A 21,744-nucleotide genomic window follows, 5' to 3' on the forward strand; every position below is an offset into this window, starting at 1 on the left:
CCGGTTCGCCGGACGGACAAACGGCCGGTTTGACACCACCGAGTCAGTGTGGCTAAGATAGAAAAGTTGCTCCGGAGCGACGCAGAGCTTAGATCTTCGCAGATCAGCCTGCCGGTGCCGGAAGCAGTCTGTTGTTTGAGAACTCAATAGTGTGCCAAGTTTATTGATACCAATTTATTTTGATTGGTTGAATCGACCGTGTCCGCCCACCCCGTGGGTATGGAACGGTTTTTTTAGCCGGTTTCGAATTTAGTGCAGTGCCTGGCGGCCAATTTTCCTTGGCCCCGGCATTGTGTCTGTAAAACATTTACGGAGAGTTTGATCCTGGCTCAGGATGAACGCTGGCGGCGTGCTTAACACATGCAAGTCGAACGATGACTTCTGTGCTTGCACAGAATGATTAGTGGCGAACGGGTGAGTAACACGTGAGTAACCTGCCCTTGACTTCGGGATAAGCCTGGGAAACCGGGTCTAATACCGGATACGACCTCCTGGCGCATGCCATGGGGGTGGAAAGCTTTATGCGGTTTTGGATGGACTCGCGGCCTATCAGCTTGTTGGTTGGGGTAATGGCCCACCAAGGCGACGACGGGTAGCCGGCCTGAGAGGGTGACCGGCCACACTGGGACTGAGACACGGCCCAGACTCCTACGGGAGGCAGCAGTGGGGAATATTGCACAATGGGCGAAAGCCTGATGCAGCGACGCCGCGTGAGGGACGAATGCCTTCGGGTTGTAAACCTCTTTCAGCAGGGAAGAAGCGAAAGTGACGGTACCTGCAGAAGAAGCGCCGGCTAACTACGTGCCAGCAGCCGCGGTAATACGTAGGGCGCAAGCGTTATCCGGAATTATTGGGCGTAAAGAGCTCGTAGGCGGTTTGTCGCGTCTGCTGTGAAAGCCCGGGGCTCAACCCCGGGTCTGCAGTGGGTACGGGCAGACTAGAGTGATGTAGGGGAGACTGGAATTCCTGGTGTAGCGGTGAAATGCGCAGATATCAGGAGGAACACCGATGGCGAAGGCAGGTCTCTGGGCATTAACTGACGCTGAGGAGCGAAAGCATGGGGAGCGAACAGGATTAGATACCCTGGTAGTCCATGCCGTAAACGTTGGGCACTAGGTGTGGGGGACATTCCACGTTTTCCGCGCCGTAGCTAACGCATTAAGTGCCCCGCCTGGGGAGTACGGCCGCAAGGCTAAAACTCAAAGGAATTGACGGGGGCCCGCACAAGCGGCGGAGCATGCGGATTAATTCGATGCAACGCGAAGAACCTTACCAAGGCTTGACATGAACCGGAAAGACCTGGAAACAGGTCCCCCACTTGTGGCCGGTTTACAGGTGGTGCATGGTTGTCGTCAGCTCGTGTCGTGAGATGTTGGGTTAAGTCCCGCAACGAGCGCAACCCTCGTTCTATGTTGCCAGCGCGTTATGGCGGGGACTCATAGGAGACTGCCGGGGTCAACTCGGAGGAAGGTGGGGACGACGTCAAATCATCATGCCCCTTATGTCTTGGGCTTCACGCATGCTACAATGGCCGGTACAAAGGGTTGCGATACTGTGAGGTGGAGCTAATCCCAAAAAGCCGGTCTCAGTTCGGATTGAGGTCTGCAACTCGACCTCATGAAGTTGGAGTCGCTAGTAATCGCAGATCAGCAACGCTGCGGTGAATACGTTCCCGGGCCTTGTACACACCGCCCGTCAAGTCACGAAAGTTGGTAACACCCGAAGCCGGTGGCCTAACCCCTTGTGGGAGGGAGCCGTCGAAGGTGGGACCGGCGATTGGGACTAAGTCGTAACAAGGTAGCCGTACCGGAAGGTGCGGCTGGATCACCTCCTTTCTAAGGAGCACCTCAGGACGGTATGTCCGGCCACAGTGCCGGATGTGTCTCCTGCAGGAGATGCCCATATCGGAGACATCTGTTCTCCGGTGGGTGCTCAAGGGTGGAATATCAATGGATAGGCGCCGGCGTGATGCCCGGATCGGTGAGTACGGTCTTCCCCTTGGGGGAGTCCTGGAAAGCGTTGGTTCGGGCGGGTATGCCGGTTGACCGTTTGGCACACTGTTGGGTCCTGAGACAACAGGACCGTGGGTAATGATCCGGGCTTTGCGGCCGGGGTGGTTGTTCATGGTTGTGGTTTGTTTCTGTTTGTTCCTGCGCATGCCGGATACATCACGGGTTTCGCCTCTTTGCGGGGGTGTCCGGGTGTGGATGGGTGTGACGGGGTTGTTGTTTGAGAACTACATAGTGGACGCGAGCATCTTAAAAATTATTAAGTGCAATTTCAGAAAAACCTGGTAGATCCCGGTGCTGTCCCCTTGCGGGGCGGTGGCGGGGTGTGACCGTGGTTTTCTCGATAGCGATAATTAATTATTGATCTTTGTGGTCAAGTTTTTAAGGGCACACGGTGGATGCCTTGGCATCAGGAGCCGAAGAAGGACGTAGGAATCTGCGATAAGCCTGGGGGAGTTGATAACCGAACTTTGATCCCAGGATGTCCGAATGGGGAAACCCCGCCCGGCGCGCGAGTGACCGGGTGACCCGCATCTGAACACATAGGGTGCGTGGAGGGAACGTGGGGAAGTGAAACATCTCAGTACCCACAGGAAGAGAAAACAACAGTGATTCCGTTAGTAGTGGCGAGCGAACGCGGAAGAGGCTAAACCAGTGGTGTGTGATAGCCGGCGGGCGTTGCATCACTGGGGTTGCGGGACTTTCCGTACCGATTCTGCCGGATCGGTGAAGTGAGTGCAGATGCATAGGTGAACTGGTTTGAAAGCCAGGCCGTAGAGGGTGTTAGCCCCGTAACCGGAATGTATGCTGCCGCTTGGAGAGGATCCCAAGTAGCACGGGGCCCGAGAAATCCCGTGCGAATCTGCCAGGACCACCTGGTAAGCCTAAATACTCCCTGATGACCGATAGCGGACAAGTACCGTGAGGGAAAGGTGAAAAGTACCCCGGGAGGGGAGTGAAATAGTACCTGAAACCGTGTGCCTACAAACCGTTGGAGCAGCCTTGTAGCTGTGACAGCGTGCCTTTTGAAGAATGAGCCTGCGAGTTAGTGTTACGTCGCGAGGTTAACCCGTGTGGGGAAGCCGTAGCGAAAGCGAGTCTGAATAGGGCGTTGCAGTGGCGTGATCTAGACCCGAAGCGGAGTGATCTACCCATGGCCAGGTTGAAGCGACGGTAAGACGTCGTGGAGGACCGAACCCACTTCAGTTGAAAATGGAGGGGATGAGCTGTGGGTAGGGGTGAAAGGCCAATCAAACTCCGTGATAGCTGGTTCTCCCCGAAATGCATTTAGGTGCAGCGTTGCGTGTTTCTTACCGGAGGTAGAGCTACTGGATGGCTAATGGGCCCTACAAGGTTACTGACGTCAGCCAAACTCCGAATGCCGGTAAGTGAGAGCGCAGCAGTGAGACTGTGGGGGATAAGCTTCATAGTCGAGAGGGAAACAGCCCAGACCACCAACTAAGGCCCCTAAGCGTGTGCTAAGTGGGAAAGGATGTGGAGTTGCCCAGACAACCAGGAGGTTGGCTTAGAAGCAGCCACCCTTGAAAGAGTGCGTAATAGCTCACTGGTCAAGTGATTCCGCGCCGACAATGTAGCGGGGCTCAAGTACACCGCCGAAGTTGTGGCATTCAGATATAGATAAGCCTTCGTGGTTCAGTCGTCGTGGATGGGTAGGGGAGCGTCGTGTGGGCAGTGAAGCTGCGGTGTAAACCAGTGGTGGAGCCTACACGAGTGAGAATGCAGGCATGAGTAGCGAAAGACGGGTGAGAAACCCGTCCGCCGAATGATCAAGGGTTCCAGGGTCAAGCTAATCTGCCCTGGGTAAGTCGGGACCTAAGGCGAGGCCGACAGGCGTAGTCGATGGACAACGGGTTGATATTCCCGTACCGGCGAAGAACCGCCCATACCAAGCAGGGGACACTAACCGTCCGGAGCCTGCCCGAGCATCCTTGTGGTGTGAGGGTTTTGGCCGAGCACGGGACCTGATCCTGGGAGGTAAGCGTATTAACAGGTGTGACGCAGGAAGGTAGCCGGGCCAGGCGATGGTTGACCTGGTCTAAGGATGTAGGGTCCGTGATAGGTAAATCCGTCACGGTGTCTTTGATGACGATCCTGAGATCCGACGGGACCCCCTCACGGGGGGATCCGGTGATCCTATGCTGCCTAGAAAAGCATCGGCGCGAGGTTCCAGCCGCCCGTACCCCAAACCGACACAGGTGATCAGGTAGAGAATACTAAGGCGATCGAGAGAATTATGGTTAAGGAACTCGGCAAAATGCCCCCGTAACTTCGGGAGAAGGGGGGCCCCAACCTTGATGGACACTTGCTGTCCGGAGGGGATCGGGGCCGCAGAGACCAGGGGGAAGCGACTGTTTACTAAAAACACAGGTCCGTGCGAAGTCGCAAGACGATGTATACGGACTGACTCCTGCCCGGTGCTGGAAGGTTAAGAGGACCGGTTAGCCCTTACGGGCGAAGCTGGGAATTTAAGCCCCAGTAAACGGCGGTGGTAACTATAACCATCCTAAGGTAGCGAAATTCCTTGTCGGGTAAGTTCCGACCTGCACGAATGGAGTAACGACTTCCCCGCTGTCTCAACCATAAACTCGGCGAAATTGCAGTACGAGTAAAGATGCTCGTTACGCGCAGCAGGACGGAAAGACCCCGAGACCTTTACTATAGTTTGGTATTGGTGTTCGGTGTGGCTTGTGTAGGATAGGTGGGAGACTGTGAGACCCGGACGCCAGTTCGGGTGGAGTCATCGTTGAAATACCACTCTGGTCATACTGGATATCTAACTTCGGCCCGTAATCCGGGTCAGGGACAGTGCCTGATGGGTAGTTTAACTGGGGCGGTTGCCTCCTAAAGAGTAACGGAGGCGCCCAAAGGTTCCCTCAGCCTGGTTGGCAATCAGGTGGCGAGTGTAAGTGCACAAGGGAGCTTGACTGTGAGAGAGACATCTCGAGCAGGGACGAAAGTCGGGACTAGTGATCCGGCGGTACATTGTGGAATGGCCGTCGCTCAACGGATAAAAGGTACCTCGGGGATAACAGGCTGATCTTGCCCAAGAGTCCATATCGACGGCATGGTTTGGCACCTCGATGTCGGCTCGTCGCATCCTGGGGCTGGAGTAGGTCCCAAGGGTTGGGCTGTTCGCCCATTAAAGCGGTACGCGAGCTGGGTTTAGAACGTCGTGAGACAGTTCGGTCCCTATCCGCTGCGCGCGCAGGAAATTTGAGAAGGGCTGTCCTTAGTACGAGAGGACCGGGACGGACGAACCTCTGGTGTGTCAGTTGTACTGCCAAGTGCACCGCTGATTAGCTACGTTCGGATGGGATAACCGCTGAAAGCATCTAAGCGGGAAGCCCGCTTCGAGATGAGATTTCCATACACCTTGTGTGTGAGAGGCCCCCAGCCAGACCACTGGGTTGATAGGCCGGATGTGGAAGCGGGGACTAAAGACCCGTGAAGCTGACCGGTACTAATAGGCCGATAACTTACACCACACCAACATCTGGGGAAACACGACTTCAAACGGTTTCCCAACGTACAGGGTGTTGTTGATCATGCTGCTTGCGTCCACTATGTGGTTCCCGGATAACAACCCTGGTTGTTGACCGTGGAACAAAAATTGAATATCACTTCGTCTAACGACGTTCGTGACCCAATGTTTTCCCCTCTGCACACCCGGTTTTTTGGCCGGTGTTTGTGCGGGTGCGGGTAGTAGGGTTACGGCGGTCATAGCGTGGGGGAAACGCCCGGTCCCATTCCGAACCCGGAAGCTAAGACCCACAGCGCCGATGGTACTGCATCCGGGAGGATGTGGGAGAGTAGGTCACCGCCGGACAAATTGTGAAGGGTGAGGCCCGTACCAGTGTTGGTACGGGCCTCACCTGTTTAACCCCCACCAGGGATGCCGGTGCTGCCGGCTGCGCCGGCGGTTGGACGGCCTGGCTCCGGGGGGCACGGTCACGCAGGGTGTCCGGCTCTGGTGCGCAAGATCACGACTGCGCAAAATCACGACCCGCCGGCGCCGCCCCGTTGTCTTCCCCGCCCCTGCGAATTGCCTAGCTGCGGCGGCACACCGTCCTGGATGGGCTGTTGAGCACTCCGTGCTGTTCAGCACAAGGGGTCAGGGCGAAATGTGTGTCCAGACAGGCACGAGTCGGCTCCTACCCTTACATCTCATCCATCCCGCCTATAGCCTCTCGAACCTCAGGGTGATGTGCGTTCCATGCAGCCCTTCCGGTGAGCTTGAGAGAGGATCCAGGACTTATGAGTCGAAGAAGAGCACTTGCGCCTACCGTGGGGGGACGGGGGAGGATACGCCGCCGCTTCGGCTATTCGCTCGGCCTTTTGGGCACACTGGTTGTATTTTTACTCTCGACGGTTGCACCGGCTCAGGCAGTGTTTTCGGGACCACAGCCGGGAGGCGCAGTTCCCAATGCCGAGGTCGAGGTCACGATGACGGGTACCGGGCCGGGGCAAGGCGTGACGGGCGGCCTTCCGCCGGTAGGCCAGGGGTTTGATCCAACTGCCGGCTACCCGGAGGATGTTCCTCTTGGATATGACCCTGCTAACGAAGGGTTCGCCGGCGTCATCACAACAGTGGATGGCGAGGGCAATACCCAGCAGATGTATTGCATCGACATCCGTGTCCTCACCTATGAGGGACTTGGCTATGAAAACGGCAGCTGGGATGAGTCCAACGTCCCTAACATCGGCTACGTCAACCGTGTGCTGAACAGCTACTATCCGGATCAGCCGGGACTTCCGGAAGCCGCGAACGACAACATCAGGGCAGCGGCCGTGCAGGCAGCCGTATGGTTCTTCAGCGACGGTTACGTGCTTCAGGACACCGATCCCGTCCGTCCGCTGACCGCGCAGATTGTCGCCGATGTCCTGGCCGCGGGACCGCTTACCGAACCTCCCGCTCCGGATGTCGGCATTACGCCCCCCGTAGCTGCAGGTCCCGTGGACGGAGTAGCGGGCCCTTTCACGATCACGTCCGGCGCGGTCGCGGAGCTCACCGTCGGTGTCACCCCGGGATACACCCTCTACACTGACGCGGCCGGAACTGTTCCGCTGGTGGGGACTACTGTCCCGGCCGGTACGCAGCTGTGGGTACGGAACACTGCGCAGACAACCGATCCGGCTGAGCTTACGGCCACGGCAGTAGTCCCCGTGCAGACGGGAAACGTCTACCTCTACGCAGGTAGCAACCCTCAGGTCACGGAGGCACAGAAACTCATTCTGGCGGCTGATTCCCAAATCGAATCCAACGCGCAGGCCACGGCGGAGTTCTTCATTCCGGGCGACCTGGTGGTCAATAAGACCTTCGCCGGTGAAGGTGCCGGACTGCAGGGAGCTATTACCTTGAACGTTGCCTGCGGGGCAGCGGGGACTTTCGTCATAGACATCCCGGCCGGTACCGCAGCAGGGGTATCCCAGACCATTTCAGACCTGCCCGTAGGCACGGTCTGTGAGGTGAGTGAGCCGGTGACGGGATCAAACACGCAAGTCACTGTCACACCGGTTCTGCCGGGACCGGTCACTGTCACCGCCGACGGGCCGAACGTGCTCGACGTCGCCAACACAGTGGACCTCAATCCGGGTTCCCTGACCGTGGTGAAGTCCCTGACGGGTGCTGCGGCCGGCCTGCAGGGCGACATCACGGTGATAGTGACCTGTGAGGATGCGGGTATCGAAGAAACCCTCACCATTCCGGCAGGCAGTGCCGCAGGCGATTATGCGGGAACCATCACCGATATTCCTGCGGGCACTGCGTGCACGGTCACGGAACCACAAACCGGAGCTACCGACCTGGTGGCGGTGACTACAGGACTTCCGGAGGTGGTTGAGATTCAGCCGGGCGCCGATTCCCAGGCATTGGTTACCAATGACGTGTCCTACATCTACGGTTCACTCGTGCTGACCAAAACCATCACAGGCCCCGGGGCCGGCCTCCAAAGCGACGTGCGAATTGTCCTCACCTGTGGGGACTCATTCACCGAGGAGATCCTCATTCCGGCGGGAACGGTGGCCGGTGACCAGATCAGGGTGTTCGACCGCGTGCCGGCCGGCAGCTCCTGTACAGTCACCGAACCAGCCACTGGCGCTAATTCGTCGGTGACGGTGGACGCGGTACTCCCGGAAGCCGTCACGGTCCTCGGCGGAGAATCCGTCAACGCGGAGGTCACAAACACCTACTCCGTACTGGGCAAGGACAAGCTTGCGGAGACCGGTGCAAACGGCCTCAGCTCGGTGTGGACTGCCAGCCTCTGCATCCTGGCTCTTGGCACCTTCCTCGTTATCGTTTCGGTTCGGCGGCGCACTTCATAGCGCAACCCGCTGATTGAAACACCAGGGCCGCCCGTAGCTCCTAGCCGGAGCTACGGGCGGTTCTGCGTCCGAAGAGGATGCCGGTCTCCGCACGACGGACAACGCGCAGAAGCGGGGCAACCAAGCCAGCCTCAGCGGTTCAACGGGGTCACCAGTTGCCGAGTTGCACGGGGGCTCGAACCTGTGTAAAGTCTTCTAAGTCGCCGCGGCAGGGACGCTGAAAAAGCGCCCGAGCATGGCGGCCAAACCCCTTCGAAAATCAGAGTCCAACTCCCGTGCCCTTCACCGGGCCGGCGGAAAAGACTCCGGTTCACGCTGGGTCCGGAACGGCGGTACAAACGCTTTTCACGGGATTCCGACAGGAAAACCGCGAATTGCAAATGACGCCGGAATGGAATAAGATAATAAAACATTGCAGCGAAGAAGAAAAGGAAAACATTGTTTTCCCGAGTATTTTCGGATTGCGTCTGTTGTTTGAGAACTCAATAGTGTGCCAAGTTTATTGATACCAATTTATTTTGATTGGTTGAATCGACCGTGTCCGCCCACCCCGTGGGTATGGAACGGTTTTTTTAGCCGGTTTCGAATTTAGTGCAGTGCCTGGCGGCCAATTTTCCTTGGCCCCGGCATTGTGTCTGTAAAACATTTACGGAGAGTTTGATCCTGGCTCAGGATGAACGCTGGCGGCGTGCTTAACACATGCAAGTCGAACGATGACTTCTGTGCTTGCACAGAATGATTAGTGGCGAACGGGTGAGTAACACGTGAGTAACCTGCCCTTGACTTCGGGATAAGCCTGGGAAACCGGGTCTAATACCGGATACGACCTCCTGGCGCATGCCATGGGGGTGGAAAGCTTTATGCGGTTTTGGATGGACTCGCGGCCTATCAGCTTGTTGGTTGGGGTAATGGCCCACCAAGGCGACGACGGGTAGCCGGCCTGAGAGGGTGACCGGCCACACTGGGACTGAGACACGGCCCAGACTCCTACGGGAGGCAGCAGTGGGGAATATTGCACAATGGGCGAAAGCCTGATGCAGCGACGCCGCGTGAGGGACGAATGCCTTCGGGTTGTAAACCTCTTTCAGCAGGGAAGAAGCGAAAGTGACGGTACCTGCAGAAGAAGCGCCGGCTAACTACGTGCCAGCAGCCGCGGTAATACGTAGGGCGCAAGCGTTATCCGGAATTATTGGGCGTAAAGAGCTCGTAGGCGGTTTGTCGCGTCTGCTGTGAAAGCCCGGGGCTCAACCCCGGGTCTGCAGTGGGTACGGGCAGACTAGAGTGATGTAGGGGAGACTGGAATTCCTGGTGTAGCGGTGAAATGCGCAGATATCAGGAGGAACACCGATGGCGAAGGCAGGTCTCTGGGCATTAACTGACGCTGAGGAGCGAAAGCATGGGGAGCGAACAGGATTAGATACCCTGGTAGTCCATGCCGTAAACGTTGGGCACTAGGTGTGGGGGACATTCCACGTTTTCCGCGCCGTAGCTAACGCATTAAGTGCCCCGCCTGGGGAGTACGGCCGCAAGGCTAAAACTCAAAGGAATTGACGGGGGCCCGCACAAGCGGCGGAGCATGCGGATTAATTCGATGCAACGCGAAGAACCTTACCAAGGCTTGACATGAACCGGAAAGACCTGGAAACAGGTCCCCCACTTGTGGCCGGTTTACAGGTGGTGCATGGTTGTCGTCAGCTCGTGTCGTGAGATGTTGGGTTAAGTCCCGCAACGAGCGCAACCCTCGTTCTATGTTGCCAGCGCGTTATGGCGGGGACTCATAGGAGACTGCCGGGGTCAACTCGGAGGAAGGTGGGGACGACGTCAAATCATCATGCCCCTTATGTCTTGGGCTTCACGCATGCTACAATGGCCGGTACAAAGGGTTGCGATACTGTGAGGTGGAGCTAATCCCAAAAAGCCGGTCTCAGTTCGGATTGAGGTCTGCAACTCGACCTCATGAAGTTGGAGTCGCTAGTAATCGCAGATCAGCAACGCTGCGGTGAATACGTTCCCGGGCCTTGTACACACCGCCCGTCAAGTCACGAAAGTTGGTAACACCCGAAGCCGGTGGCCTAACCCCTTGTGGGAGGGAGCCGTCGAAGGTGGGACCGGCGATTGGGACTAAGTCGTAACAAGGTAGCCGTACCGGAAGGTGCGGCTGGATCACCTCCTTTCTAAGGAGCACCTCAGGACGGTATGTCCGGCCACAGTGCCGGATGTGTCTCCTGCAGGAGATGCCCATATCGGAGACATCTGTTCTCCGGTGGGTGCTCAAGGGTGGAATATCAATGGATAGGCGCCGGCGTGATGCCCGGATCGGTGAGTACGGTCTTCCCCTTGGGGGAGTCCTGGAAAGCGTTGGTTCGGGCGGGTATGCCGGTTGACCGTTTGGCACACTGTTGGGTCCTGAGACAACAGGACCGTGGGTAATGATCCGGGCTTTGCGGCCGGGGTGGTTGTTCATGGTTGTGGTTTGTTTCTGTTTGTTCCTGCGCATGCCGGATACATCACGGGTTTCGCCTCTTTGCGGGGGTGTCCGGGTGTGGATGGGTGTGACGGGGTTGTTGTTTGAGAACTACATAGTGGACGCGAGCATCTTAAAAATTATTAAGTGCAATTTCAGAAAAACCTGGTAGATCCCGGTGCTGTCCCCTTGCGGGGCGGTGGCGGGGTGTGACCGTGGTTTTCTCGATAGCGATAATTAATTATTGATCTTTGTGGTCAAGTTTTTAAGGGCACACGGTGGATGCCTTGGCATCAGGAGCCGAAGAAGGACGTAGGAATCTGCGATAAGCCTGGGGGAGTTGATAACCGAACTTTGATCCCAGGATGTCCGAATGGGGAAACCCCGCCCGGCGCGCGAGTGACCGGGTGACCCGCATCTGAACACATAGGGTGCGTGGAGGGAACGTGGGGAAGTGAAACATCTCAGTACCCACAGGAAGAGAAAACAACAGTGATTCCGTTAGTAGTGGCGAGCGAACGCGGAAGAGGCTAAACCAGTGGTGTGTGATAGCCGGCGGGCGTTGCATCACTGGGGTTGCGGGACTTTCCGTACCGATTCTGCCGGATCGGTGAAGTGAGTGCAGATGCATAGGTGAACTGGTTTGAAAGCCAGGCCGTAGAGGGTGTTAGCCCCGTAACCGGAATGTATGCTGCCGCTTGGAGAGGATCCCAAGTAGCACGGGGCCCGAGAAATCCCGTGCGAATCTGCCAGGACCACCTGGTAAGCCTAAATACTCCCTGATGACCGATAGCGGACAAGTACCGTGAGGGAAAGGTGAAAAGTACCCCGGGAGGGGAGTGAAATAGTACCTGAAACCGTGTGCCTACAAACCGTTGGAGCAGCCTTGTAGCTGTGACAGCGTGCCTTTTGAAGAATGAGCCTGCGAGTTAGTGTTACGTCGCGAGGTTAACCCGTGTGGGGAAGCCGTAGCGAAAGCGAGTCTGAATAGGGCGTTGCAGTGGCGTGATCTAGACCCGAAGCGGAGTGATCTACCCATGGCCAGGTTGAAGCGACGGTAAGACGTCGTGGAGGACCGAACCCACTTCAGTTGAAAATGGAGGGGATGAGCTGTGGGTAGGGGTGAAAGGCCAATCAAACTCCGTGATAGCTGGTTCTCCCCGAAATGCATTTAGGTGCAGCGTTGCGTGTTTCTTACCGGAGGTAGAGCTACTGGATGGCTAATGGGCCCTACAAGGTTACTGACGTCAGCCAAACTCCGAATGCCGGTAAGTGAGAGCGCAGCAGTGAGACTGTGGGGGATAAGCTTCATAGTCGAGAGGGAAACAGCCCAGACCACCAACTAAGGCCCCTAAGCGTGTGCTAAGTGGGAAAGGATGTGGAGTTGCCCAGACAACCAGGAGGTTGGCTTAGAAGCAGCCACCCTTGAAAGAGTGCGTAATAGCTCACTGGTCAAGTGATTCCGCGCCGACAATGTAGCGGGGCTCAAGTACACCGCCGAAGTTGTGGCATTCAGATATAGATAAGCCTTCGTGGTTCAGTCGTCTGGATGGGTAGGGGAGCGTCGTGTGGGCAGTGAAGCTGCGGTGTAAACCAGTGGTGGAGCCTACACGAGTGAGAATGCAGGCATGAGTAGCGAAAGACGGGTGAGAAACCCGTCCGCCGAATGATCAAGGGTTCCAGGGTCAAGCTAATCTGCCCTGGGTAAGTCGGGACCTAAGGCGAGGCCGACAGGCGTAGTCGATGGACAACGGGTTGATATTCCCGTACCGGCGAAGAACCGCCCATACCAAGCAGGGGACACTAACCGTCCGGAGCCTGCCCGAGCATCCTTGTGGTGTGAGGGTTTTGGCCGAGCACGGGACCTGATCCTGGGAGGTAAGCGTATTAACAGGTGTGACGCAGGAAGGTAGCCGGGCCAGGCGATGGTTGACCTGGTCTAAGGATGTAGGGTCCGTGATAGGTAAATCCGTCACGGTGTCTTTGATGACGATCCTGAGATCCGACGGGACCCCCTCACGGGGGGATCCGGTGATCCTATGCTGCCTAGAAAAGCATCGGCGCGAGGTTCCAGCCGCCCGTACCCCAAACCGACACAGGTGATCAGGTAGAGAATACTAAGGCGATCGAGAGAATTATGGTTAAGGAACTCGGCAAAATGCCCCCGTAACTTCGGGAGAAGGGGGGCCCCAACCTTGATGGACACTTGCTGTCCGGAGGGGATCGGGGCCGCAGAGACCAGGGGGAAGCGACTGTTTACTAAAAACACAGGTCCGTGCGAAGTCGCAAGACGATGTATACGGACTGACTCCTGCCCGGTGCTGGAAGGTTAAGAGGACCGGTTAGCCCTTACGGGCGAAGCTGGGAATTTAAGCCCCAGTAAACGGCGGTGGTAACTATAACCATCCTAAGGTAGCGAAATTCCTTGTCGGGTAAGTTCCGACCTGCACGAATGGAGTAACGACTTCCCCGCTGTCTCAACCATAAACTCGGCGAAATTGCAGTACGAGTAAAGATGCTCGTTACGCGCAGCAGGACGGAAAGACCCCGAGACCTTTACTATAGTTTGGTATTGGTGTTCGGTGTGGCTTGTGTAGGATAGGTGGGAGACTGTGAGACCCGGACGCCAGTTCGGGTGGAGTCATCGTTGAAATACCACTCTGGTCATACTGGATATCTAACTTCGGCCCGTAATCCGGGTCAGGGACAGTGCCTGATGGGTAGTTTAACTGGGGCGGTTGCCTCCTAAAGAGTAACGGAGGCGCCCAAAGGTTCCCTCAGCCTGGTTGGCAATCAGGTGGCGAGTGTAAGTGCACAAGGGAGCTTGACTGTGAGAGAGACATCTCGAGCAGGGACGAAAGTCGGGACTAGTGATCCGGCGGTACATTGTGGAATGGCCGTCGCTCAACGGATAAAAGGTACCTCGGGGATAACAGGCTGATCTTGCCCAAGAGTCCATATCGACGGCATGGTTTGGCACCTCGATGTCGGCTCGTCGCATCCTGGGGCTGGAGTAGGTCCCAAGGGTTGGGCTGTTCGCCCATTAAAGCGGTACGCGAGCTGGGTTTAGAACGTCGTGAGACAGTTCGGTCCCTATCCGCTGCGCGCGCAGGAAATTTGAGAAGGGCTGTCCTTAGTACGAGAGGACCGGGACGGACGAACCTCTGGTGTGTCAGTTGTACTGCCAAGTGCACCGCTGATTAGCTACGTTCGGATGGGATAACCGCTGAAAGCATCTAAGCGGGAAGCCCGCTTCGAGATGAGATTTCCATACACCTTGTGTGTGAGAGGCCCCCAGCCAGACCACTGGGTTGATAGGCCGGATGTGGAAGCGGGGACTAAAGACCCGTGAAGCTGACCGGTACTAATAGGCCGATAACTTACACCACACCAACATCTGGGGAAACACGACTTCAAACGGTTTCCCAACGTACAGGGTGTTGTTGATCATGCTGCTTGCGTCCACTATGTGGTTCCCGGATAACAACCCTGGTTGTTGACCGTGGAACAAAAATTGAATATCACTTCGTCTAACGACGTTCGTGACCCAATGTTTTCCCCTCTGCACACCCGGTTTTTTGGCCGGTGTTTGTGCGGGTGCGGGTAGTAGGGTTACGGCGGTCATAGCGTGGGGGAAACGCCCGGTCCCATTCCGAACCCGGAAGCTAAGACCCACAGCGCCGATGGTACTGCATCCGGGAGGATGTGGGAGAGTAGGTCACCGCCGGACAAATTGTGAAGGGTGAGGCCCGTACCAGTGTTGGTACGGGCCTCACCTGTTTAACCCCCACCAGAGATGCCGGCACCGGTAGGCTGGAAACCATGAGTTTCTCCCTGTTTTCCCATGCCGAGGATCCGGACGCTGATCCGGTGAACACAGACGGGGCAGCCGCTCCGTCCGAAGTAGTGCTGGAACGCAGGGTGCCCCGGGATCTGCACGAAGCCTTCAACGGGTTTACCGACTACCTTCACTTATGGTGGCCCCAGGACCTCACCGACTTCGGTGAGGGCACACACCCGGAGTTTGAATCCGGCGTCCTGACCGAAACTGCTCCGGATGGTGAGACGGCTGTCTGGGCTACCGTCCGGACCAAGGAACCCGATTCCCTGCTTGAGCTGGACTGGGTGGCGGGGCACAGTCCTCGGATTCCCACCGACGTGCGGGTGGAATTCTCCGCGGTAGCGGAGGACGGTACCTTGGTGACGCTCCGGCACGGGGGACTGGAACGACTGCCGGAGGCCGCAAAGGAATACGAGCGGATCCGTGCCGAATGGGAAGAGATCCTGGACCGCTACGCCCGCTTTATGGGGGCCCGGTAGCCTGTGTCACTTGATGCCCTGCATGCCCTGCATGCCCTGGCGCTGAGCCATCCTGATCTGGAGATGGATACTTCCGTCCCGGTGCGGGCTGCCTACGCCGCTGATCAGGGTCCGGTGCTGGACTATGCCGAGCCGCTGGCCGTGGTCTGGGCCAAAGGTATTGAGGGTGTGCAGGCTGTGCTTCGCTGGGCTTCCGAGACCGGCACTGCCGTTGTTGCCAGGGGCGCGGGCACCGGGGTATCCGGCGGGGCGCATGCCACGGCGGGCTGCATTGTCCTCAGCCTGGAGAGAATGAACCGGATCCTCGAGTTGAATCCGCTGGACGAAGTGGCCGTCGTCGAACCCGGGGTGGTTAACGCCGATCTGAACGCGGCTGCAGCTGAACATGGGCTGATGTATGCACCGGACCCCGCCAGTTACCGTATCTCGACTATCGGTGGCAATGTTGCCACCAACGCAGGGGGACTGCGGTGTGCGAAGTATGGGGTGACCCGTGATTCGGTGCTCGCGCTGGACGTTGTGCTGGCGGACGGCACCCTCATTAGGACCGGACAGCGTACCTTCAAGGGCGTAGCGGGGTATGACCTGACCGGACTCTTCACCGGCTCCGAAGGGACCTTGGGGATTGTGGTGGGTATTACCGTGCGCCTGCGCTATTTGCCGGTACGGACCTGCACCATTGCCGCCTTCTTCCCGGATGTCCCGACGGCGGCCTCGGGCGTCCTCGCCGTGGGAACGGCACGCGTCCAGCCGGCAATTATGGAGCTGTTGGACGGGGCGACGCTGGCGGCGTTGGACGCAGCCCACGGCAGCGCCCTGGCGGCCCGGGGCAACGCGCTGCTGCTGATCCAGACTGACGGGTTTGGAGCCGCAGCCGAGGCTGATGTTGTGCGGGAGGTTTTAGCCGGGCTGGGCGGGACGGTCAGCACTGAGGGATCCGTGGAAGCAGAACGGCTGGTGGATCTGCGGAGGCACAGCCGAGGAAGCGGCCTCGCGGAACAGTTGCGGGTGGGGGAAGACGTGGCCGTTCCGCGGTCGGCACTAGTCGGATACGTCGCTGAACTTGAACGCATGGCTGCAGCTCATCGGGTGGGTTTGCGAGTGGTGGCCCACGCCGGCGACGGTAACCTGCATCCCACCTTCTGGGTTGGCACCGCTGAAGGGGGCGGGCAGCAGCGGCTGGACGCCGCCCTCGATGAATCCATTGCAGTGGCACTGTCTCTGGGCGGGACCATCACCGGGGAACACGGCGTGGGACAGTACAAGCTCCGCTGGCTCCCGGCCGAACAGCAGGAAGAAGTGCTGGTCCTGCAGCGGCGCCTCAAGAGCCTGTTCGATCCCGCCGGCATACTAAACCCCGGGAAGGCCATTCCCGGGGTTTAGCATCAGTCCGGTTATGAACCCACGCGCATCCATACGGTGCGGTTCGGACGCAGCCGGTCGCCTTCAAGGGCATCAGCGGCGCTGCCCAACAGCAGCGGGAGAGCCGGCAGCTTCACAGGGTCCTCACCCATGTTCATCGCGACCAGGGTGGACCCGTTGACAAAGCACACCAGCCCTTCGTCGTCGTGCTCCGGCCACCAGGCGAGCGAGCCGTCACCCAGCCGCAGCGCACGGCGCAGCGACAGGGCGTTGCGGTACAGGTTCAAGGTGGAGTCCGGGTTGCGCTGCTCGATATCACGGGAGTGCTTCCCCCAGATGGGAGGCTGCGGCAACCAGGACTTCCCGGCGTCACTAAAGCCATAGCTGGGTTGGTTGGCTTTCCACGGCAGCGGCACGCGGTTCCCGTCACGTCCCACCCGTTCCCCGGCGGTGCGGTGGAAGGTGGGGTCCTGGCGGAACTCGTCCGGAAGCAGGGTGTGGTCCGGCAGTCCCAGTTCCTCACCCTGGTAGAGGTAAACGCCGCCGGGCAGGCCCAGCATCAGCAGCGTGGCTGCCCTGGCCCTGGCCAGGCCGAGTTCCAAGTTGGGCTGCTCATCCCGGGGGCCGAGGCCATCGCCCGTTCGCGGGCCCGCGCCGGTCAGCCCGAAGCGGCTTGTATGGCGGACGACGTCGTGGTTGGAGAGCACCCAGGTGGTGGGGGCGCCGACCTGGTCGAAGGCGCGCAGGGAGGACTCGATGACGTGGCGCAGTGCCGGGGCGTGCCAGGGGTGGTGCAGGTAGGCGAAGTTGAACGTCTGGTGCATCTCATCGGCGCGTACCCAGTCGGTGAGGCGTTCGATCGGGTCGATGGTCGCTTCGGCGCAGAGCACCCGGTCCCCGTCGTAGGAGTCCAGGATGTTCCGCCAGGACCGGTAGATGTCGTGGATGCCGGGCTGGCCGAACATGGGTGCTTCGGAGCCGGGGTAGCCCTCGGAGGAGGATCCGTCGGCGCGTCCGCCCCAGTCCGGCAGGCCGGTCTTTTTGATCAGGGCGTGGGCGACGTCCACGCGGAACCCGCCGACGCCGCGGTCCAGCCAGAAGCGCAGGATCCGTTCGAATTCGGCGTGCACTGCGGGGGAGTCCCAGTTGAAGTCGGGCTGGGAGGAGTCAAAGAGGTGCAGGTACCACTGTCCGGGGGTGCCGTCGGGTTCGGTGATGCGGGTCCAGGCCGGTCCGCCGAAGTGGGACTGCCAGTTGTTCGGCGGGGTGTCCCCGTTTTCGCCGGTGCCGTCGCGGAAGATGAACATGTCGCGTTCGGGGGAGCCGGGTCCTGCGGCCAGGGCTGCCTGGAAGAGGGGGTGGGCGTCGGAGCAGTGGTTGGGGACCAGGTCCACGATGACGCGGATGTGGTGGCGGGAGGCTTCGGTGATGAGGGCGTCGAAGTCCTCCAGGGTGCCGAAGATGGGGTCTACGGAGCAGTAGTCGGCGACGTCGTAGCCGGCGTCCTTTTGCGGGGAGCGGTAGAAGGGGGAGAGCCAGACGGCGTCGATGTCCAGTTCGGCCAGGGTGGCCAGTTCGGCGGTGATGCCTTGCAGGTCACCGATGCCGTCCCCGCGACGGTCCCGGAAGGATCGCGGGTAGATCTGGTAGATCACTGATGAGCGCCACCATTCACGGCCGGCGGGGGACTCATGGACGGGGACCAGACGCAGGTCCGGGCGGCTGAAGACCTCAGCCAGTTGGTCAACCATCTTTGAGGGGCTCCTTCCGGTTCGTACGCTTACATTTCCATTTAACGACTCACGGCTGCAGCCGTTGGCAGAGAGGGGCACACGTCACAGGAGATTTCGCTCACGCATGCGCTGGTTCCCCTTCCCCATGGGTGTATAGGATTGGAGAAACGTCATATCGACCTAGCGAAGTTGACGCCACGGCGATTCACCCACGCTAGCCACTTCTCATTCAGGGGGAAAATCCGCGTGTCAGACAACCGACCAGAATGGCAGCATGGCGAGAATCCTGCTGCGGACGGCAGCCAGGGCTCGGAAGAGAGCCAGTACGGCACGTCCTCCCAGCCGGCGCCGCCGTCCTACCCCGGACAGGACGGACAGGGCAGCAACGCCTCCTCCGGGTATCCCTCCTACGGGCAGGAAGGATCATCCCCCTACGCCCAGCAGGGCTCCTCCTACGGACAGTCCGATCAGTACGGGCAGTCCCAGTACGGCCAGCAGCCCGCCGGATACCCCGCGCAGACGGGTTACCCCTCCTACGGGGAGAGCGCGTATCCCGTGCCTCGGGAGAATCCGGGCCAGGCCATGGGTATTGCCGGCCTGATCACCTCGTTCTTCATTTCCGTGGTCGGCCTGGTACTGAGCATCATTGGCCTGAACCAGTCCCGCAAGGTCGGCATGGGCAACGTTCCCGCCGTGGTGGGCATCATTGTGGGTGCGCTGGGGACCCTGCTGGGCGCCCTGTTCTTCCTTCTGATCTTCATTGGCATCGCTGCGGAGACCTCAAGCTACTAGCTTCGGCCGCGTCCTGCCGTTTTTCCGGGGAGCCCCGTCTTAGGACGGGGCTCCTCCCGCGTCCAGGATCTGCATGGTCCTGGTATCGGCACTGAGGAGGATCGCTGCTTCATCACGCCGGTGGCGCAGGATGTTGTCCATATAGGACTGGACGGCTTCGGCCATCGGCACGTTCCGGTTGGAGTTCTCGGACATGTACCACCGGTGTTCGAGCACCTCATGGACAACTTCGGCCGCCTCGAGCTTGCTGCCCAGGTCCCGGGGCACGGCCTTCACAATGGGTTCGAAGACCTGGGTCACCCACAGGTGGGCGCTGAGCTCCTCATCAAGCTCCGGGTGGTTGGTTGCGCGGTAGGAATCCAGGTCATTGAGCAGCCGACGGGCCTGGTTTTCCTGGGCATCGATGCCGGTGAGGCGCAGCAGCCGGCGCTGGTGGTGGCCGGCGTCCACAACCTTGGGTTGCAGCTGGACCTGGGATCCGTCCGGGGTAGTGGAGATGGTCAGTTCGTCGACGTCGAACCCCAGGTCATTCAGCCGGCGGATCCGTGCGTCCACCCGCCACCGGTCGGCGAGCCCGAAGGATTCCTGCTCGGTGAGTTCTGCCCAGAGCCGGCGGTAGCTGTCCATGATCCGTTCGCTGGTGGCCAGCGGATCCACGGACTCTTCGATCAGGCCGCCTTCGGCCAGGTCCATCAGCTCCCCGGCAATGTTGACCCGGGCAATTTCCAGATCGTATTCGCGCTGGCCATTGGAAAGTTCCGGATAGAGCTCTCCGGTTTCGGCATCCACGAGGTATGCCGCGAAGGCTCCAGCGTCGCGGCGGAACAGCGTATTGGACAGGGACACGTCACCCCAGTAGAAACCGGCCAGATGCAGGCGTACCAGCAACAGTGCCTGGGCATCGATCAGCCTGGTCAGCGTGACCTGGCGCAGGGTCTGGGAAAACACGGCACGGTAGGGGAGGGAGAAACGCAGGTGCCGAGTCACCAGGACCGGCTGCAGCTCTTCACCTTCAGGGTTCATGCGTCCGGTAATAACCGCCACCGGAGACACCGCCGGCACATTCAGCCGACGCAGTTTGCGCAGCATGTGGTACTCCTGCCGGGCAACATGCTCGCTGGTTTCCTTGATGGCAATCAGCGAATCGCCCAGCCGGGCAAAGCGGACCACGTGGCGGGAGATGCCGCGGGGAAGGGCGGCCAGGTTTTCCTTGGGCCAGTCCTCCAGCGGGATGTGCCATGGCAGGTCCAGCAGGGCGGGGTCCATGGACGCAGCCGTAATGTTCAGCGAGCCAAGGGTGTTGATCCTGCCGGCTGATTCACGGGCGCGGGGCAGTTTCCCGGCCTGGTCCCAATCCGTCGGTTCGTTCTGCCAGTTGGCTGATGCGGCGTGTGTCATAGGCGAAAGCCCTTACGTGTAGAACATACGTGCATTAAAAAAGCGGTGGCTCCCCATCTCAAAAGTCTAGTTGAGCAGGGGAGCCACCGCATGTCACGGGCGTTAGGCCTGTTCGGCCAGCCGGTCGCCGGTGGCGGTGTCGAAGAGGTGCACATGCCCCTTCTGCGGGCGGACGTACAGGACATCGCCCTTCATCGGCGGGCGGCGGCCGTCCACGCGGACCACCATGTCATGGTGCTTGCCGTCGAGGGTGGTGTGGCCATACACGTACGCGTCGGCGCCGAGCTCCTCCACCACGTCAACGTCCACCTGCAGGCCGTCGCCCTCGGAGACGAGCTCCATGTCTTCGGGACGGACACCCAGGGTGACCGTGTTGCCGGCTGCGGCACCAAGCACTGCGCTTGCCACGGGGTAAACCGAGCCGCCAAATGCGACACCGCCGTCCACTACCGGCAGTTCCAACAGGTTCATGGCGGGGGAACCGATGAAGCCGGCCACGAATACGTTCTTCGGGTGGTCGTAGAGGTTCCGCGGGGTGTCCACCTGCTGCAGGATGCCGTCCTTCAGCACTGCCACGCGGTCGCCCATGGTCATGGCCTCGACCTGGTCGTGCGTGACGTAAACGGTGGTGACGCCGAGACGGCGGGTGAGGGAGGCGATCTGCGTGCGGGTCTGCACACGGAGCTTGGCATCCAGGTTGGACAGCGGCTCATCCATCAGGAACACCTGCGGGTTCCGGACGATGGCGCGGCCCATGGCAACGCGCTGGCGCTGGCCACCGGAGAGGGCCTTGGGCTTGCGATCGAGGAAGTCTTCGAGGTCGAGCAGCTTGGCGGCCTCGCGGACGCGTTCCATCCGCTCTTCCTTGCCCACGCCGGCGATCTTCAGGGCGAAGCCCATGTTGTCCGCCACCGACATGTGCGGGTACAGCGCATAGTTCTGGAAAACCATGGCGATGTCGCGGTCCTTGGGCGGAACGTCGGTGACGTCGCGGTCACCGATCAGGATCCGGCCGGAGTTGACGTCTTCGAGCCCGGCGAGCATGCGCAGGGAGGTGGATTTTCCGCAGCCGGAGGGGCCAACGAGAACCAGGAACTCGCCGTCGGCGATTTCGAGGCTGAGGTTATCTACAGCAGGGCGTTCAGTCCCCGGGTAGAGGCGTGTTGCCTGGTCAAACGTTACCGTTGCCATGGTATTTCCCTTCACGGGCAGGTACGTGCCCGACGATCCGTTGTGAATGGAGGTGCTATGTAGTTGTGGGAACCCGCCGCGGCTCAACAGTGAGCTGTGACACGGTTCACGGAGTCAGTATGGCATACGTTGG

At 59.4% G+C, this 21,744-nt stretch carries 7 protein-coding genes and 6 rRNA genes; 10 read left to right on the forward strand and 3 right to left on the reverse strand.

Going from position 1 to position 21,744, the window contains the following annotated elements:
- The first annotated feature begins 306 nt into the window (after positions 1-306).
- From MUK71_RS02545 to MUK71_RS02585, 9 genes are all read left to right on the forward strand, one after another.
- Positions 307-1,835 (forward strand): 16S ribosomal RNA (locus MUK71_RS02545).
- Positions 1,836-2,380: 545 nt separating this feature from the next.
- A 23S ribosomal RNA gene (locus MUK71_RS02550) occupies positions 2,381-5,515 on the forward strand.
- Between the two features lie 224 nt (positions 5,516-5,739).
- Positions 5,740-5,856 (forward strand): 5S ribosomal RNA (rrf, locus tag MUK71_RS02555).
- The 16S, 23S and 5S rRNA genes sit together here, the layout of an rRNA operon.
- 644 nt (positions 5,857-6,500) lie before the next feature.
- Positions 6,501-8,351, forward strand: coding sequence for a thioester domain-containing protein (locus MUK71_RS02560; RefSeq protein ID WP_227906065.1), 1,851 nt, complete (start codon positions 6,501-6,503; stop codon positions 8,349-8,351).
- Positions 8,352-8,996: 645 nt separating this feature from the next.
- Positions 8,997-10,525 (forward strand): 16S ribosomal RNA (locus MUK71_RS02565).
- Between the two features lie 545 nt (positions 10,526-11,070).
- Positions 11,071-14,204, forward strand: a 23S ribosomal RNA gene (locus tag MUK71_RS02570).
- Positions 14,205-14,428: 224 nt separating this feature from the next.
- A 5S ribosomal RNA gene (rrf, locus tag MUK71_RS02575) occupies positions 14,429-14,545 on the forward strand.
- A 92-nt stretch (positions 14,546-14,637) separates the two neighbouring features.
- Complete coding sequence (locus MUK71_RS02580) at positions 14,638-15,135, forward strand: SRPBCC family protein (protein ID WP_227929736.1); 498 nt, start codon at positions 14,638-14,640, stop codon at positions 15,133-15,135.
- A gap of 63 nt (positions 15,136-15,198) precedes the next feature.
- Entirely contained in the window at positions 15,199-16,518 is a 1,320-nt protein-coding gene (locus MUK71_RS02585; RefSeq protein WP_227929737.1) for an FAD-binding oxidoreductase, read from the forward strand.
- An 11-nt stretch (positions 16,519-16,529) separates the two neighbouring features.
- Here the strand turns inward: MUK71_RS02585 and MUK71_RS02590 are convergent, their stop codons facing one another.
- On the reverse strand, positions 16,530-18,248 hold the full coding sequence (locus MUK71_RS02590) for a glycoside hydrolase family 13 protein (protein WP_244802813.1): 1,719 nt from the start codon (positions 18,246-18,248) through the stop codon (positions 16,530-16,532).
- Positions 18,249-18,476: 228 nt separating this feature from the next.
- Between MUK71_RS02590 and MUK71_RS02595 the strand changes: the two genes are divergently transcribed.
- Positions 18,477-19,022 carry a DUF4190 domain-containing protein gene (locus MUK71_RS02595; protein WP_227906052.1) on the forward strand — a complete coding sequence of 182 codons (546 nt, stop codon included), beginning with the start codon at positions 18,477-18,479 and terminating at the stop codon, positions 19,020-19,022.
- A 39-nt stretch (positions 19,023-19,061) separates the two neighbouring features.
- On the opposite strand, the gene MUK71_RS02600 is transcribed toward MUK71_RS02595, so the two are convergent.
- A complete protein-coding gene (locus MUK71_RS02600; RefSeq protein WP_227906050.1) occupies positions 19,062-20,420 on the reverse strand; it encodes a DUF4032 domain-containing protein in 1,359 nt (452 codons plus the stop codon).
- A 102-nt stretch (positions 20,421-20,522) separates the two neighbouring features.
- A complete protein-coding gene (locus tag MUK71_RS02605) occupies positions 20,523-21,611 on the reverse strand; it encodes an ABC transporter ATP-binding protein (protein ID WP_227906048.1) in 1,089 nt (362 codons plus the stop codon).
- Positions 21,612-21,744: the final 133 nt, after the last annotated feature.

The organism is Arthrobacter zhangbolii, from assembly GCF_022869865.1.
GTDB lineage: Bacteria > Actinomycetota > Actinomycetes > Actinomycetales > Micrococcaceae > Arthrobacter_B > Arthrobacter_B zhangbolii.

Bases quoted from the DNA above. Each gene is read 5' to 3' on its own strand.
- MUK71_RS02580 (WP_227929736.1), top strand. From the start codon at position 14,638: ATGAGTTTCTCCCTGTTTTCCCATGCCGAGGATCCGGACGCTGATCCG.
- MUK71_RS02585 (WP_227929737.1), top strand. From the start codon at position 15,199: ATGGATACTTCCGTCCCGGTGCGGGCTGCCTACGCCGCTGATCAGGGT.
- MUK71_RS02590 (WP_244802813.1), bottom strand. From the start codon at position 18,248: ATGGTTGACCAACTGGCTGAGGTCTTCAGCCGCCCGGACCTGCGTCTG.
- MUK71_RS02600 (WP_227906050.1), bottom strand. From the start codon at position 20,420: ATGACACACGCCGCATCAGCCAACTGGCAGAACGAACCGACGGATTGG.
- MUK71_RS02605 (WP_227906048.1), bottom strand. From the start codon at position 21,611: ATGGCAACGGTAACGTTTGACCAGGCAACACGCCTCTACCCGGGGACT.